Here is a 14,750-nt window from a genome sequence, read left to right on the forward strand (position 1 = left end):
TCCTTCGGCCGACCGGGACCGCACACCCCACGGCCGATGTTGCTCCGGGCTGCGGTGCCGAGAGGGCTGAGGGTCCCTCTCAGGCGCCGCGGCCCGCGGGTGTTTCCGGGGGTCCGGCCGGCCACGTCGAGGGCGGGGGCGCAGGGGAGAGTGGCTGGTTTCGGGCGCTGTCCGTACCGCCAGGTACGCTCAGCTCCGTGCCCTCCATGAACGAACTCGTACGCCAGCACACCGCGCTCGACGACTCCGACCTCGAGTGGCTCCATCTGCTGGTCTCGGAGTGGCAGCTTCTCTCCGACCTCTCCTTCGCCGACCTGGTCCTGTGGGTTCCCACCCGCGACGGCACCCGCTACGTCTCCGTGGCTCAGATGCGGCCCAACACCGGACCCACCTCGTACCAGGACGACATGGTCGGCCACCTCGTCCCGCGCGGGCGGCGCCCCATGCTGGACGCCGCCCTGGACGAGGGCCGCATCGTGCGCGAGGGCGACCCGGAGTGGCGCGAGGAGGTCCCGGTCCGCGTCGAGTCCATCCCCGTACGCCGCCAGGGACGCGTCCTCGGAGTCATCGCCCGCAACACCAACCTGCTCACGGTGCGCACGCCGAGCCGGCTGGAGCTCACCTACCTGCAGAGCGCCTCCGACCTCGCCCAGATGATCGCGGCCGGCGCCTTCCCGTTCGAGAACCAGCAGGTCGACATGGACGCCTCGCCCCGCGTCGGCGACGGCCTGATCCGGGTGGACGGCGACGGCATCGTCCAGTACGCCTCCCCGAACGCGCTGTCGGCCTACCACCGCATGGGCCTGGCCGCCGACCTGGTGGGGCATCACCTCGGCCGCACCACCGCCGAGCTCGCCCCCTCCCGCGGACCGGTGGACGAGGCGCTCGCCAAGGTGGCCAGCGGCTGGGCGCCGCGCGAGTTCGAGATCGAGGCGCACGACGGCGTGATCCAGTTCCGCGCGATCCCGCTCAAACCCAAGGGCACCCGCATCGGTTCGCTGGTCCTCCTGCGCGACGTGACGGAACTGCGCCGCCGGGAACGCGAATTGATGACCAAGGACGCCACCATCCGGGAGATCCACCACCGGGTGAAGAACAACCTCCAGACGGTGGCGGCCCTGCTGCGCCTGCAGGCCCGGCGCATCGAGTCCGACCGGGGCCGCGAGGCGCTGGAGGAGGCCGTGCGCCGGGTCGGCTCGATCGCGATCGTGCACGAGACGCTCTCCCAGAACCTGGATGAGCGCGTGGAGTTCGACGAGATCGCCGACCGCGTGCTGGCGATGGTGGCGGAGATCTCGCCGGGGAAGGTCACCGGCCGGCGCACCGGACGCTTCGGCATCCTCGACGCCGAGGTCGCCACCCCGCTCTCCATGGTCCTGACCGAGGTGCTGCAGAACGCCCTGGAGCACGGCTTCCGGGACGGCGACACCGGCACGGTCGAGGTCTCCGCGGTGCGCGGCGGTACGACCAAGGAGGCCCGGCTGCTGGTCACCGTCCAGGACGACGGGGTCGGCCTGCCCGAGGACTTCGATCCGCACCGCTCCGGCAACCTCGGCCTGCAGATCGTCCGCACCCTGGTGGAGGGCGAACTGGGCGGCGCCTTCGACATGGTCCAGGCCGCGGAGCGCGGGTGCCGCGTGATCCTCGACATCCCGGTACCCGCAGAGAAGTAGCACGGGAAGCCGCACGAGAGAACGAGGAGCAGCGCGAGCCGAACGGGGGAGCGGAACGGGCGAGGGGAATGGGCGAGGGGAATGGGCGAGGGGAACGGGCGAGGGGAACGGGGGAGGGGCGCCGGAAGCGGGCACAGCAAAAAGCCCCGGACCGGTGAAGGTCCGAGGCCAGTGCTCGTGCGATACATCGTCCGATGCGCATCGGGGGTACTGCGCGCTGCGGCTCGGGAGCGGGGGATGCGTACTCGCTGTACGCGCCGCCAAGCTGAGGCTGTCAGTAGGGGTGGGTTGTCAGGCGGAGGCCTGACGAGCCCGGTTGCGGGCGGCACGGCGCTTCATTGCGCGGCGCTCGTCCTCGCTGAGACCACCCCAGACGCCGGAGTCCTGGCCGGACTCGAGCGCCCACTGCAGGCACTGCTCCATGACGGGGCAGCGACGGCAGACGGCCTTGGCTTCCTCGATCTGCAGCAGCGCGGGACCGGTGTTGCCGATGGGGAAGAAGAGCTCGGGGTCTTCCTCGCGGCAAACGGCGCGGTGACGCCAGTCCATGGCTGCTACCTCTCCTTGGTATTACATGCTGGGATGCTTGTGAATGTGAACGCTTTCACGAATCCCTCAACAAGGGAAGGGCCTACCGCCAGGTTCCCTGGCGTGGTCCTGTGGTTTGAAGAGGGGTTCCGGTGATCTGTGGATGCCGGTCCTGCGGGCTGTCCCGATCGCCAAGAAGAGACTCGCAAACCTCGGCGGCGGATACAACCCCTTCCGGAAAGTTTTTTTTGATTCTTCGGTGTCGACTAGGTCACAGCCGTACTTCCATGGGGTGGATCCTGGTCTAAACGTTCGAGTGAAAGGACTTTCGCCCCTTCTGCTCACACAATCACACGCAGTGCACGGCGTACGCCTGTGAACGTCACGCTGGTCCGCAACCCCAGGTGGTCACCGTCCATCTGAAGGGGCAGGGGCACCTTCGAATGCAAGGTGAAGTCGGTCAGATCGTGCAGGGAGACCGCATGGCGGCCCCGCGGCCCGCGCTCGGGGGACGAAGTGAGCAACTGGGTGCCATACCGGGCAACCGCGGCCGTCGACAGCCGGCTGAGGCCGAACACGTCGAGGGCGGTGTCGAACGACGCCTCGGGAGAGGCGTAGATCGGGCGATTCCCGAGGAACGTCCAGGGGCAGGTGTTCGAAACTATGGACAGGACCAGATCGGTGACCGGGTCCTCGCCCGCACGCTCCAGAGTGATCGTCCCGCTGCGGCGGTGCGGCTCGCCGATGAGCTGACGCACCACCTGGCGGACGTAGAGGGCGTGCGTCGACTTCTTGCCGCGCTCGCGGTGCTGCTCGACACGGCCGACCACGCCGGCGTCGAAGCCCAGACCGGCGTTGAAGGTGAACCACCGGGCCGGAACCGCCTCGTCCTCCGAGCCCGGCGTGCCTGACGCCAGGCCCAGCCCGACGGTCCGCTCGCTGCCCTCGCGCAGGGCGTCCAGGAGGGCTCCGGTGGCCTCCACCGCGTGGTTGGGCAGGCCGAGGGCGCGGGCGAAGACGTTGGTGGAACCGCCCGGGACCACCGCGAGACCGGGCAGGTGGTCCGGGTCGGGGCCCGCGTGCAGCAGACCATTGACGACCTCGTTCACCGTGCCGTCGCCACCGAGGGCCACCACCAGGTCGATGTCGTCGCTCCGTGCCGCCTGCCGGCCGAGGTCGCGCGCGTGGCCGCGGTACTCGGTGGTGACCGCCTCCAGCTTCATCTCGCTCGCGAGCGCGTGGATCAGCACGTCGCGCGTGCGCGCGCTCGTGGTGGTTGCCGCCGGATTGACCACGAGGAGTGCACGCATGGTGTGCAGGGTACCTACTGGGTGGTACTCGGCCCAGACCGAGGTGAGGATGGTCACCGGCGGACGGCACGCGTGATGCGTGGGACACCGCGGAGGACGCGGGTGCGCCGAGGGCTACCCTTTCGGGGTGAGCAGTGAGCAGACCCCCACCCCCGCCTCCGCAGCCGCCGAAGAGGCGGGCCCCCGCCCCGGCCGGCTGACCGCCGCGGCCGCGATCGCCGCACTGGAGGGGCTGGCGCTCGTCGTCGGCGGCGGCTGGATGCTCGTGGAGGGCCTCACCGGACACCCCGACGACCGGACCTCGGCCGTCACCGGCGGAGTCACCCTGATCGTCCTCGCCCTGCTGCCGCTGCTCGCCGCCCGCGGACTGATCGCCCGACGCGGCTGGAGCCGGGGGCCCGCCGTGATCACGCAGATCATGGCGCTGCCCGTCGCCTACAACATGGTGCGGGCCGACAGCCTGGCCATTCCGGCGGGCATCGTGCTCGGTGTCGTGGCCGTCACCGCGCTGGTGCTGCTCGTCAATCCGACGACCACCCAGGCCCTCGGTATCCGGGGGCCCGGCAACGCCGGAAAGCAGCCGTAGGGCGCCAGCGGACCGGCGGCTACTCCTCGACCAGCAGCTTCTCCCGCAGCTGTGCCAGCGTGCGGGCCAGCAGCCGCGACACGTGCATCTGGGAGATGCCGACCTCCTGCGCGATCTGGGACTGGGTCATGTTGCCGAAGAAGCGCAGCAGCAGGATGCGCTTCTCCCGCGGTGGCAGGTCCTCGAGAAGCGGCTTGAGCGACTCCCGGTACTCGACGCCCTCCAGGGCCTCGTCCTCGGCGCCGAGCGTGTCGGCGACCGCCGGGGACTCGTCGTCGGTGTCCGGGACGTCCAGGGACAGCGTGGAGTACGCGTTGGCCGACTCCAGGCCCTCCAGGACCTCCTCCTCCGAGATCGCCAGCTTCTCGGCCAGCTCGTGGACCGTGGGGGAGCGGCCGTGCAGCTGGGACAGCTCCGCCGTGGCCGTCGTCAGGGCCAGCCGCAGCTCCTGGAGCCGGCGCGGGACGCGCACCGCCCAGCCCTTGTCCCGGAAGTGCCGCTTGATCTCGCCGACGACCGTGGGGGTCGCGTACGTGGAGAACTCCACTCCGCGGTCCGGGTCGAAGCGGTCCACCGACTTGATCAGGCCGATGGTGGCGACCTGGGTCAGGTCGTCCAGGGGCTCGCCGCGATTGCGGAAGCGGCGCGCGAGGTGCTCGACCAGCGGCAGGTGCATGCGGACCAGCCGATTGCGCAGCTCCGCGTACTCCGTGCTGTCCTTCGTCAGCGTGCGCAGCTCGGCGAACAGGAGGCGCGCGCCGCTGCGGTCCTGCGGGTCGTGCCGTGTGCCCTGCGTGCCCCGTGCACCCGGCGCGTGGCCCTCGGAGTGTCGCTCGTGCTCGCTCATCGTCCCGCCCGTTGCCCTTTCCCGAGCCCTCGCCTCCGCTCGGACGGGCCGGACCGGGGTCTCCCCGGTCCGCTGCCCGTCGCCCGGAAGGACGGCCTCGGGCGAGGTCTCGTCCTCCGGATGCGGCCGGGCCTGCTCGGGGATGCCGTCGATGCCGTCCGCCGTGCGTCGCGCCTCGTTCGGAGGACGTGTGCCCTCGGCCGGCAGCTCCCGTGTACCGCGCTCTTCGTCCCGCACCGGCCCGTCCCCGTCCCCGTCCCTCACGTCGGCCCGGGTCCCGCGCCGCGCTGTTTGTAGAGGCTGATCGAAACGGTTTTGTCCTCGTCCACGGCGGAGGAGACCTTGCCCGCGAGGGCGGAGAGCACCGTCCAGGCGAAGGTGTCCCGCGACGGCGCGTGGCCGTCCGTGGTCGGGGCCGAGACGGTGACCTCGAGCGAGTCGTCGACGAGGCGGAAGACGCAACTGAGCACCGAGCCGGGCACGGCCTGCTGCAGCAGGATCGCGCAGGCCTCGTCGACTGCGATGCGCAGGTCCTCGATCTCGTCGAGGGTGAAGTCCAAACGAGCTGCGAGGCCGGCCGTCGCCGTACGCAGCACCGACAGGTAGGCACCCGCGGCCGGCAGCCGGACTTCGACGAAGTCCTGGGTCGCGGGCTCGCCTGCGATCTGGGACACCCTCACCTCCAAGGTGGTACAAGCGTTACAGGGCCGAGGGACACCCTCGGGTAACGCGATACGTGGTTCAGCGGTGACGTTATCGCGCTCCGAAGTTTCCTGTCCCCGAGACCCCAACCCCGTGCTGTCACTCATAGTAAACACGCGAACACGCACAGTGGCTAGGGGGTCGGCGGGCCCAAATCGGAAGAGCGCGCGCCGGGTTGACGTACCCAGACGTCAGACGGTCGAACCGTCCCGGGCAGAGGTCACACCAGGACGTGATCGACGAAGCACCAGCGCCAGCTCTCCCCGGGTTCGAAGGTCCGCATCACGGGGTGGCCGCTCTCCTTGTAATGCGCCGTCGCGTGCCGGTTCGGCGAGGAGTCGCAGCAGCCGACATGACCGCAGATGAGACACAGCCTCAGCTGCACCGGGTCCGTGCCCTCGGCCAGACACTCCGGACAGGTCTCGCCGCACGGCTCGGGTTCCGGGTGCGGCAGCGCGTCGGCGTGCGTGCACTGTTTCATGATTGCCAGGTTACGACGGCTGTGCGGATGACCGCGCGGAAAACGAGGGCGGGCGAGGACGATGGACGTGATGCCGCTGCTGTTGCTGGTGGCGGGCAGCGCCGTGGTCGCCGCGGCGGGACGACGCGTACCCGTGCCGGTGCCGCTGCTCCTGGTCGCGGTGGGCCTGGCGGTGAGCTACGTGCCCGGTGTGCCCGACTACACCCTCGACCCGCACATCGTCCTGCCCCTGCTGCTGCCCCCGCTGCTCTACACGGCGGCCACCGACAGCTCCTACCTGGACCTGCGGGCGCAGGCCCGGCCCGTCGCGCTGCTGTCCGTGGGCTACGTCCTGTTCGCCACCTTCGTCGTCGGCTGCGCCGCGTACCTCATCGTGCCGGGGCTGCCGCTGACCGCGGCCCTGGTGCTCGGGGCGGTCGTGGCGCCCCCGGACGCCGTCGCGGCCACCGCGGTCGCCCGCCGCGTGGGGCTGCCCTCCCGGATCACCACGATCCTCCAGGGCGAGTCCCTGGTGAACGACGCCACCGCGATCACCGCCTTCAAGGTGGCGCTCGCCGCCGCCGTCGGCGAGGGGGCGACCTGGGCCGGCGGGATCGGCGAGTTCCTCATCGCGGCGGTGGGCGGCGTCGGCGTCGGGCTGGTCCTGATGGTGCCGCTGCACTGGCTGCGCACCCACCTGACGGAGGCGCTGCTGCAGAACACGCTCTCCCTGCTGATCCCGTTCGTCGCCTACGCGGTCGCCGAGCAGGTGCACGCCTCCGGGGTGCTCGCCGTGGTCGTCGTCGCGCTCTACCTCGGCCACCGCGCGTGGGAGGTCGACTTCGCCACCCGTCTCCAGGAGGAGGCGGTGTGGAAGATGGTCGCGTTCGTCCTGGAGTCGGCCGTGTTCGCCCTCATCGGACTCCAGCTGCCCGTCGTCCTCAAGGGCCTGGGGGAGTACGAGGGGGCCGACGCCGCCTGGTACGCCCTCGCCGTCTTCCTGGTGGTCGCCGTGGCGAGGTTCGTGTGGGTGTACCCGGCGACGTTCCTGCCCCGGCTGTCGGCACGGGTACGCGCGCGCGAGGGCGACCTCTCCTGGAAGGGGCCGTTCGTGATCGGCTGGGCCGGGATGCGGGGCGTGGTCTCCCTGGCCATCGCGTTCTCCATCCCGCTCACCGTGCACGGAGGCGAGCCCTTCCCCGAGCGCAACCTCATCCTGTTCCTCACCTTCACCACGGTCATCGGCACACTGGTCGTCCAGGGCGTCAGCCTGCCGCCGCTGATCCGCCTGCTGGATTTTCCGGCGCACGACGTGCAGGCGGAGACGCTGGCGGAGGCCAACGCCCAGGCGCAGGCCTCGCGGGTCGCGGAACTGCGCCTGGACGACCTGCTCGCCGACGAGCGCAACACCCTGCCGGCGCCGCTCGCCGACCGCCTCCGCATGGTCCTGGAGCGGCGCCGAAACGCCGTCTGGGAACGGCTCGGCCAGGTCAATCCCGTCACCGGCGAAACGGTCGACGACACCTACCGACGGCTCTCCAGGGAGATGATCAGCGCCGAGCGCGAGGTCTTCGTCCGGCTGCGGGACGGCCGCTACATCGACGACGAGATGCTCCGGACCCTGCTGCGCCGGCTGGACCTGGAGGAGGCCGCCGCGTACCGGGAAGCGACCTGAGCGGGCGCAGGGGTGCCCGGGCGGGTCGGGCGGCGGGGGTCCTGATCCGCTCAGGGGAAGGGCCGGCCGGTGACGACCGCCGCCAGGGTCGTCCCCCGCGGGAAGGCGCCCTCCTCGGTGAGGGCGAGCAGGGCGTACAGCATCTTGGCGACATAGACACGCTCCACGGGGAGGCCGTGGCGGTGTTCGAAGTCCTCGGCGAAGGCGTCCAGCCCGGGCGTCGTGCGGGCGTACCCGCCGTGGTGGAAGCGGTCCTCCAGGCTCCAGTCGCCGCGCGGCCCGCCGAACGCGCGCTCCTGGAGCCGCCGTATGTCACTCTCCAGGAAGCCGCCCTTGAGAACGGGTATCCCGAGGGCCCGCCGCCCCCGGCCGAGCCCCGCGGCCAGCCCGGCGAGCGTGCCGCCGGTGCCGCAGGCGACGGCGGCCACGTCGGCGTGCGCGCCCAGCTCCTCGCCCAGCGCGCGGCAGCCGCGGACCGCCTCCGCGTTGCTGCCGCCCTCGGGGACGACGACGGCGCCCTCGGCGCCCACCGCGCGCAGGAGGGCCGTCAGGGTCTCGGGTTCGGACTTGCGCCGGTACGTCGCGCGGTCGACGAAGTGCAGCCGCATCCCGTCGGCGGCGCACCGGGCCAGTGAGGGGTTGAGCGGCAGCCCGGCCAGCTCCTGACCGCGGACCACGCCCACGGTGGGCAGCCCGAGCAGCCGGCCGGCCGCGGCCGCGGCCCGCAGGTGGTTGGAGTAGGCGCCGCCGAACGTGACGACGGTGCGCCCGCGGGCCGTGGCGAGATTCGGCGCCAGCTTGCGCCATTTGTTGCCGACCAGCTCGGGGTGGATCAGATCGTCCCGCTTGAGCAGCAGCCGGACCCCGTGTCGCTCGAACCGTCCGTCGGCCGCCTCGTGCAGCGGAGAGGGCAGACGGGGCCGCAGGGCGGCGAGCTCACGGGTATCGGTGCCGGTCACCCCGTCATTGTCGCGCCACCAAGCGCCCCGGCCACCTCACCCCGGCCGCTCCCGGCTCACGCGACCGCTCTCCCGGGGCACGGCGACCGGTCCCAGAGCATCTCCGCTGGTTCCGCCACCCCGGTCGGTCCGGGTCACTTCAGGCGGTCCCGGATTCGGTCCCGCATCGACGCCATCGTGAATCCGCGCGGGTCCACCTTGCCCGGCTGCCACTCCAGGTGGCCGATGACGGACCGCTCGTTCCAGCCGTGGTGGCGGCACACGGCCGCGGCGGCCCGCTCGATCGCCTCCAGCTGCGCCGCCGGCCAGGGGTCGTCCCCGTCGCCCAGGTTCTCGCACTCGAAGCCGTAGAAGTGCCGGTTGCCGTCGGTGTTCGCCTCGTTGTCCCGGGGCAGCGCCTTCTCCGCGATCACCGCGCGCAGGACGTCGTCGTCGCCGAGGCCGGCGTGGTTGGCCCTGCCGTACCCGACCAGGTGGACCTTGCCGTCCTTGGTGACGACCCCGTGGCACAGCGGGCCCGGCAGACCCTCGTAGCCCTTGCGGCAGATGTCCACCGTCCGCGCGCTGCCCTTGGTGACCGTGTGGTGGATCATCACTCCGTGCACGGGGCCCCACGGGCCCTTGTGGTTGCGGTTGTGGTCCGGCCAGTCGCCGACCTGGACGACGGTGAGGCCCTCCGCCTTCAGTGCCTTGAGGAAACTGCTCGCGGACATGGGTGAGGCCACGGCCGACTCCTTCCCGCTGCGCGACGACCGCCCGACGCGACCGCCTCGTACGGAGCTTGTACCGAAACGGAGCAACTCCTATTACTTGTTCGGTCCGTGTGCGAGTCGTTTCGGACAATCTCATCCCGGCCAGGCGGTGCCGAAGTCGAAACAAGCCCCCATATCTGCCCCGGCCGCGAGTGATCCATTCCCGCTCTTTCGTGTAATAGCACCGGCACGCTCCGTGAGGAAGGCTGGTCCACGCACATCGATGCCGGGCCCAGTCGTCCGGCATGACCGGGAGGGCAATTCCTTATGTCGGTAGGCGAAGAGGTCCGCACCGAGCAGACCAGGCCGCAGCAGAGCCTCGGCACGGCGGCCGCGCGGAACCTGGCCACCACCACCAAGTCCGTTCCTCAGATGCAGGAGATCAGCTCGCGCTGGCTGCTGCGCTCGCTCCCCTGGGTGGACATCCAGGGCGGCACGTACCGGGTCAACCGGCGTCTGACCTTCGCCGTCGGCGACGGCCGCGTGACGTTCGTGAAGACCGGCGACCGCGTCGAGGTCATTCCCGCGGAGCTGGGCGAGCTGCCGGCCCTGCGGTCGTACGAGGACGACGAGGTCCTGTCGGAACTTGCTCAGCGCTGCGAGCAGCGGGAGTTCGGCCCCGGCGAGGTGATCGCCTCGTTCGGCGCGCGGGCGGACGAGGTCTACCTGCTGGCGCACGGCAGGATCGAGAAGATCGGCACCGGTCCCTACGGCGACGACGCGGTGCTCGGCGTCCTCGCCGACGGCGCCTACTTCGGCGACCAGGCCCTCCTCGACGGGGACGCCATCTGGGAGTACAGCGCCCGCACGGTCACCGCCTGCACGGTGCTCGTGCTGCCCCGGCAGGAGGTGGACCAGGTCGCGGAGCGTGCCGACTCCCTGCGCGACCACCTGGAGCAGCAGCGCGCGATCCCGGAGCAGCGCACCAACAGGCACGGTGAGAAGGAGATCGACCTCTCGGCCGGCCACAGCGGCGAGCCGGACATCCCGCACACCTTCGTCGACTACGAGGCCCGGCCCCGTGAGTACGAACTGAGCGTCGCCCAGACCGTGCTGCGCATCCACTCGCGCGTGGCCGACCTGTACAACCAGCCGATGAACCAGACCGAGCAGCAGATCCGCCTGACGGTCGAGGCGCTGAAGGAGCGCCAGGAGCACGAACTCATCAACAACCGCGAGTTCGGCCTGCTGCACAACTGCGAGTACGACCAGCGCATCCAGCCGCACGACGGCGTGCCCGGTCCTGACGACCTCGACGAACTGCTGAGCCGCCGGCGCGGCACCAAGCTGCTCCTCGCCCACCCGCGCGCCATCGCCGCCATCGGCCGCGAGCTCAACAAGCGCGGTCTCGTCCCCGAGACCATCGACGTCGCCGGGAACCGCATCCCGACCTGGCGCGGTGTGCCCATCTACCCGTGCAACAAGATCCCGGTCACCGAAGCCCGTACGTCCTCGATCATCGCGATGCGTACCGGCGAGCAGGACCAGGGCGTCATCGGCCTGCGCGCCACCGGCATCCCGGACGAGATCGAGCCGAGTCTGTCGGTGCGCTTCATGGGGATCAACGAGCAGGCGGTCATCAAGTACCTGGTCACCGCCTACTACTCGGCCGCGGTCCTCGTGCCGGACGCGCTCGGCGTGCTGGAGAACGTCGAGATCGGCCGCTGGCGGTGACGTCGCTGTTTCGAACGCCGTGTTCCCGCCCTCCTGGGCGGGTACACCCCCGAGGTACGGACGGGCCCAGGGGGAAGGTGAGTCCATGACGGAGACCCGGCGCGGCGCCACCGCGACGTGCCGTCCCACGGGGACGCCGGAAAGGCAAGGACCCATCGGCACACAGCGCGAGAAGGAGCCGGCGGAGTCGTCCGACGGACAGGGGCAGGCGGTGGTCGAAGGGCACGAGGCGGCCGTGCTCCTGAGTGAGTCACGAGCGTCGGTCGATCCCGCACTGCGGTCCGCCATCGCGACGCTGCCCGAGTCGATGCGGCGGATCGCGCTCTACCACTTCGGTTGGCAGCACGCGGACGGCACACCCGCGGCAGGCAACGCGGGCAAGGCGATCCGCCCCGCGCTCGTCCTCACCGCGGCCGCCGCGCTCGGCGGCCCGGCGGCCCGCGCGGCGGCGGTCCGGGCCGCGGCGGCGGTGGAACTGGTCCACAACTTCACCCTGCTGCACGACGACGTGATGGACCGCGACGCCACCCGGCGTCACCGGCCGACCGTGTGGACCGTGTTCGGCGACGCCGACGCGATCCTCGCCGGGGACGCACTTCAGGCGCTTGCCCTGCGGCTGCTCGCCGCGGACCCGCATCCGGCGTCCGCCGCGGCGGCCACCCGGCTCGCCGACTGCGTCATGGAGCTGTGCGAGGGCCAGCACGCGGACACGGCGATGGAGCGGCGCCCGCCGGGCGAGGTGACCCTCGACGAGACGCTCGCCATGGCCGAGGCCAAGACGGGTGCCCTGCTGGGCTGCGCCTGTGCCGTCGGCGCGCTGTACGCGGGTGCCGCCACGGATGACGTCGAGGCCCTGGACGCCTTCGGCCGTGAGGCAGGGATGGCCTTCCAGCTCATCGACGACGTCATCGGCATATGGGGCGACCCGCGCCACACCGGCAAGCCGGCACGTGCGGATCTGGCCGCCCGCAAGAAGTCACTGCCGGTGGTCGCCGCCCTCACCTCCGGCACCCCGGCCGCCGCCGAACTGGCCGAGCTGTACACCGGCCCGTACGACGAGGACAAGGAGGACCTGGAGCGCACCGCCCTGGCCGTGGAGCGGGCCGGCGGCCGGGACTGGGCGCAGACCCAGGCGGCCGACCGGATGGCGAGGGCCATGCAGGAGCTGGCGCGTGTCGTGCCCGAGCCGGAAGCGGCCGGCGGCCTGCTCGCGCTGGCCGAGTTCGTGACCCGGCGCAGTACCTGAGCGCCGGCCCGGCCCCCTCGCCCGGCCCGGCGTCGTGGACCGCCGGGCCGGCCACGCAAGACCCCGGAGCCCGTGCAGGGCCGTACGGCACCTGACCGACGTACGGCCGCACCGCCGACGGCTCCGGTCCGGCGGGTCCCGCACTTCCCCACGGTGTGCGGGGCCCGCCTCTCTGTCTCTCCCCATGGGGCTCAGGCCCAGCCGCTAGGCTCAACCGCCGTACGCGCAAGCAGTGTTGAGTCGAAGGGGCGAGGCATGGGTGTGGTGATCCGCACGGCGGGGGAGGGTGACCGGGATCTGGTCGTCCGACTGCTGGACGAGGCCTTCCAGGACGATCCGGTGAGCAGTTGGGTCTTTCCCGGCGCGGAGTACCGTCGCCGGACGCACCATCGGCTCATGGCCGCGTTCGCCGACGCCGTCTTCGCGGACGGACGTGTCGACCTCACCGAGGACGGCGCCGCCTGCGCGCTGTGGCTGCCCGTCCCGGCGGACGAGCACGAGGGCGCCGAGGGCGGCCCCGCCCTGATCCGTGAGGCCGTCGACCCGGAGAACGAGCGCGTGGAGCTGATAGCCCGGCTCACGGACGGGATCCACCCCTCCGGCCGGGCTCACGCGTACCTGTGGATGATCGGCGTGGTCCCGGGGCGGCAGGGCGAGGGCCTGGGCACCGCGCTGATCGAGAGCGTCCTCGACCGCTGCGACCGCGAAGGGCTGCCCGCCTATCTCGAGGCGAGCAGTGCCCGCGGGAAGGCGCTCTACGAACGTCTGGGTTTCGAGTTCACCGGCCGGGCCCTGGATCTGCCGGACGGTCCCCGTATGTGGCCGATGTGGCGCGAGCCGCGGACTCCGTGATCGCGTCATCCCCTCCCCTGACAACTACACATGGAGTACTGTGCCCGTAGTGGTCAACATGAAGGGGAGACCGGTTTGCGCAAACTCACGTACTTCATCGCCTGTTCGATCGACGGCTTCATCGGCGGTCCGGACGGCGACGCGTCGTTCATGATCCCGTTCGTCGACGAGGAGTTCTTCGAGTTCCTGAAGTCGGAGTATCCGGAGACACTGCCGACCCACGGCCGTCGTCCGCTGGGCATCGACGACCTGCCGAACAAGCGGTTCGACACGATCGTGCAGGGACGCGCCAGTTACGACCTGGCCCTCAAGGAGGGCGTCACCAGCCCCTATGCCCACCTGCGCGAATACGTCGCCTCGCGCACGCTCACGGAGTCGCCCGACCCGAACGTCGAGATCATCTCGACGGATCTGGTCGGCAGGGTCCGGGAGCTGAAGGCCGAGGACAGCGCCTTCGGCATCTATCTGTGCGGCGGATCGGCCGTGGCCGGTGAGCTGGTCGATGAGGTGGACGAACTGGTCGTCAAGACCTACCCCCTGGTGCTCGGCACCGGCATGCCGATGTTCGGCTCGGGCTTCGAGGTCTCCGCATTCGCGCCGGACTCGGTGCGGACCTTCGGCAACGGCGTCGTGGTGCGTACATACCACCGCAAGCGCTGAGCGGCCGGCCGCTTTAACCTGGAGGTATGGACAGCGACACGTACGCCTGTCCCGTGTGCGGACAGCCAGTCGAAGCGGTCGTCCGGCGCCACAAGACGCTGGGCATATGGGTACCGGAATGGGCCCCGGGCCCGTGCGGCAACCCGGAGTGCGAGGCGGGTCCCGGGAAGAACGCCAGGGCCCCCGAAGCCGAGGCACGGCCCGGGAGGCCGGAGCACTCCCGGGAGTCGGTCACCGAGAACCCCTGACCACGACAACGCCGAAGGGGCCCGGCCAGGATGGCGCCGGGCCCCTTCGGGCTGCCCTGCGGCCTGCGATGGTGCACCGATCGCCGGCCCCGGGATGCTGACGTCCGTCAGGCCTTCTTGGTCTCCCAGAAGATCTTGTCGATCTGGGCGATGTAGTCCAGGGCCTTCTGGCCGGTCGCCGGGTCCTTCGAGCCCTTGGCGGCCGAGAGGGCCTTGAGGGTGTCGTTGACCAGCTGGTGCAGCTCCGGGTACTTCTCGAAGTGCGGGGGCTTGAAGTAGTCGCTCCACAGCACGGAGACGTGGTGCTTCGCGAGCTCGGCGCGCTGCTCCTTGATGACCGTGGCGCGCGTCTGGAAGTGCGGGTCGTCGTTGCCGGCCATCTTCTCCTGGACGGCCTTCACCGACTCCGCCTCGATGCGGGCCTGGGCAGGGTCGTACACGCCGCAGGGCAGGTCGCAGTGGGCGCTGACCGTGACCTTGGGGGCAAACAGGCGGGAAAGCATGAAGCGTTCCTTCCTCGTGATCGTCTTCTCAGGGGGGACATTACTCCCTGGGAGACCTGATTTCGCGGGTGCCCC

At 70.9% G+C, this 14,750-nt stretch carries 16 protein-coding genes; 8 read left to right on the plus strand and 8 right to left on the minus strand.

Annotated features, from left to right (window positions below; all coding sequences use genetic code 11):
• Positions 1 to 197 precede the first annotated feature (197 nt).
• Positions 198 to 1,673: a PAS domain-containing sensor histidine kinase gene (locus C4J65_RS23285; protein ID WP_115744137.1), complete on the plus strand. Its 1,476-nt coding sequence runs from the start codon at positions 198 to 200 to the stop codon at positions 1,671 to 1,673.
• Positions 1,674 to 1,964: 291 nt separating this feature from the next.
• Here the strand turns inward: C4J65_RS23285 and C4J65_RS23290 are convergent, their stop codons facing one another.
• Together C4J65_RS23290 and C4J65_RS23295 are read right to left on the minus strand one after the other, a co-directional pair.
• The gene (locus C4J65_RS23290) at positions 1,965 to 2,222 is read right to left on the minus strand and encodes a WhiB family transcriptional regulator (RefSeq protein ID WP_003973730.1); all 258 of its coding nucleotides are present in this window, start codon (positions 2,220 to 2,222) and stop codon (positions 1,965 to 1,967) included.
• A 320-nt stretch (positions 2,223 to 2,542) separates the two neighbouring features.
• Entirely contained in the window at positions 2,543 to 3,511 is a 969-nt protein-coding gene (locus C4J65_RS23295) for a diacylglycerol kinase family protein (RefSeq protein WP_115746595.1), read from the minus strand.
• A 127-nt stretch (positions 3,512 to 3,638) separates the two neighbouring features.
• On the opposite strand from C4J65_RS23295, the gene C4J65_RS23300 reads away from it, so the two are divergent.
• Positions 3,639 to 4,097 carry a hypothetical protein gene (locus C4J65_RS23300; protein ID WP_115744138.1) on the plus strand — a complete coding sequence of 153 codons (459 nt, stop codon included), beginning with the start codon at positions 3,639 to 3,641 and terminating at the stop codon, positions 4,095 to 4,097.
• A gap of 19 nt (positions 4,098 to 4,116) precedes the next feature.
• Here C4J65_RS23300 and C4J65_RS23305 read toward each other — a convergent pair whose 3' ends face one another.
• From C4J65_RS23305 to C4J65_RS23315, 3 genes are all read right to left on the minus strand, one after another.
• Positions 4,117 to 5,181: an RNA polymerase sigma factor SigF gene (locus C4J65_RS23305; protein ID WP_162833309.1), complete on the minus strand. Its 1,065-nt coding sequence runs from the start codon at positions 5,179 to 5,181 to the stop codon at positions 4,117 to 4,119.
• A 23-nt stretch (positions 5,182 to 5,204) separates the two neighbouring features.
• Entirely contained in the window at positions 5,205 to 5,618 is a 414-nt protein-coding gene (locus C4J65_RS23310; RefSeq protein ID WP_003973726.1) for an anti-sigma regulatory factor, read from the minus strand.
• 248 nt (positions 5,619 to 5,866) lie between these two features.
• Positions 5,867 to 6,127, minus strand: coding sequence for a UBP-type zinc finger domain-containing protein (locus C4J65_RS23315; protein WP_109033359.1), 261 nt, complete (start codon positions 6,125 to 6,127; stop codon positions 5,867 to 5,869).
• A 61-nt stretch (positions 6,128 to 6,188) separates the two neighbouring features.
• Between C4J65_RS23315 and C4J65_RS23320 the strand changes: the two genes are divergently transcribed.
• Positions 6,189 to 7,781: a Na+/H+ antiporter gene (locus tag C4J65_RS23320; protein ID WP_115744140.1), complete on the plus strand. Its 1,593-nt coding sequence runs from the start codon at positions 6,189 to 6,191 to the stop codon at positions 7,779 to 7,781.
• 50 nt (positions 7,782 to 7,831) lie between these two features.
• Here the strand turns inward: C4J65_RS23320 and C4J65_RS23325 are convergent, their stop codons facing one another.
• A complete protein-coding gene (locus C4J65_RS23325; RefSeq protein WP_115744141.1) occupies positions 7,832 to 8,740 on the minus strand; it encodes a pyridoxal-phosphate dependent enzyme in 909 nt (302 codons plus the stop codon).
• 134 nt (positions 8,741 to 8,874) lie between these two features.
• Positions 8,875 to 9,453, minus strand: a complete 579-nt coding sequence (locus C4J65_RS23330) for an N-acetylmuramoyl-L-alanine amidase (protein ID WP_115744142.1) — start codon at positions 9,451 to 9,453, stop codon at positions 8,875 to 8,877.
• 306 nt (positions 9,454 to 9,759) lie between these two features.
• On the opposite strand from C4J65_RS23330, the gene C4J65_RS23335 reads away from it, so the two are divergent.
• From C4J65_RS23335 to C4J65_RS36785, 5 genes are all read left to right on the plus strand, one after another.
• Complete coding sequence (locus C4J65_RS23335) at positions 9,760 to 11,166, plus strand: family 2B encapsulin nanocompartment shell protein (RefSeq protein ID WP_115744143.1); 1,407 nt, start codon at positions 9,760 to 9,762, stop codon at positions 11,164 to 11,166.
• 85 nt (positions 11,167 to 11,251) lie between these two features.
• Positions 11,252 to 12,412 (plus strand): family 2 encapsulin nanocompartment cargo protein polyprenyl transferase, encoded by a 1,161-nt coding sequence (locus C4J65_RS23340; RefSeq protein ID WP_115744144.1) that lies wholly within the window; start codon positions 11,252 to 11,254, stop codon positions 12,410 to 12,412.
• A gap of 255 nt (positions 12,413 to 12,667) precedes the next feature.
• Complete coding sequence (locus C4J65_RS23345; RefSeq protein WP_115744145.1) at positions 12,668 to 13,264, plus strand: GNAT family N-acetyltransferase; 597 nt, start codon at positions 12,668 to 12,670, stop codon at positions 13,262 to 13,264.
• 75 nt (positions 13,265 to 13,339) lie between these two features.
• Positions 13,340 to 13,924: a dihydrofolate reductase family protein gene (locus C4J65_RS23350; RefSeq protein WP_115744146.1), complete on the plus strand. Its 585-nt coding sequence runs from the start codon at positions 13,340 to 13,342 to the stop codon at positions 13,922 to 13,924.
• 26 nt (positions 13,925 to 13,950) lie between these two features.
• Positions 13,951 to 14,172 carry a hypothetical protein gene (locus C4J65_RS36785; protein ID WP_115744147.1) on the plus strand — a complete coding sequence of 74 codons (222 nt, stop codon included), beginning with the start codon at positions 13,951 to 13,953 and terminating at the stop codon, positions 14,170 to 14,172.
• A 107-nt stretch (positions 14,173 to 14,279) separates the two neighbouring features.
• Here C4J65_RS36785 and sodN read toward each other — a convergent pair whose 3' ends face one another.
• Positions 14,280 to 14,675: a superoxide dismutase, Ni gene (gene sodN, locus C4J65_RS23360; protein WP_003973716.1), complete on the minus strand. Its 396-nt coding sequence runs from the start codon at positions 14,673 to 14,675 to the stop codon at positions 14,280 to 14,282.
• Positions 14,676 to 14,750 lie beyond the last annotated feature (75 nt).

Source organism: Streptomyces sp. CB09001, assembly GCF_003369795.1.
Lineage (GTDB): Bacteria > Actinomycetota > Actinomycetes > Streptomycetales > Streptomycetaceae > Streptomyces.

What these genes read in the sequence shown, in the direction of transcription:
- C4J65_RS23290 (WP_003973730.1), bottom strand. Translation starts at nt 2,222, where the DNA reads ATGGACTGGCGTCACCGCGCCGTTTGCCGCGAGGAAGACCCCGAGCTC.
- C4J65_RS23295 (WP_115746595.1), bottom strand. Translation starts at nt 3,511, where the DNA reads ATGCGTGCACTCCTCGTGGTCAATCCGGCGGCAACCACCACGAGCGCG.
- C4J65_RS23315 (WP_109033359.1), bottom strand. Translation starts at nt 6,127, where the DNA reads ATGAAACAGTGCACGCACGCCGACGCGCTGCCGCACCCGGAACCCGAG.
- C4J65_RS23320 (WP_115744140.1), top strand. Translation starts at nt 6,189, where the DNA reads ATGGACGTGATGCCGCTGCTGTTGCTGGTGGCGGGCAGCGCCGTGGTC.
- C4J65_RS23330 (WP_115744142.1), bottom strand. Translation starts at nt 9,453, where the DNA reads ATGTCCGCGAGCAGTTTCCTCAAGGCACTGAAGGCGGAGGGCCTCACC.
- C4J65_RS23335 (WP_115744143.1), top strand. Translation starts at nt 9,760, where the DNA reads ATGTCGGTAGGCGAAGAGGTCCGCACCGAGCAGACCAGGCCGCAGCAG.
- C4J65_RS23340 (WP_115744144.1), top strand. Translation starts at nt 11,252, where the DNA reads ATGACGGAGACCCGGCGCGGCGCCACCGCGACGTGCCGTCCCACGGGG.
- C4J65_RS23345 (WP_115744145.1), top strand. Translation starts at nt 12,668, where the DNA reads ATGGGTGTGGTGATCCGCACGGCGGGGGAGGGTGACCGGGATCTGGTC.
- C4J65_RS36785 (WP_115744147.1), top strand. Translation starts at nt 13,951, where the DNA reads ATGGACAGCGACACGTACGCCTGTCCCGTGTGCGGACAGCCAGTCGAA.
- sodN (WP_003973716.1), bottom strand. Translation starts at nt 14,675, where the DNA reads ATGCTTTCCCGCCTGTTTGCCCCCAAGGTCACGGTCAGCGCCCACTGC.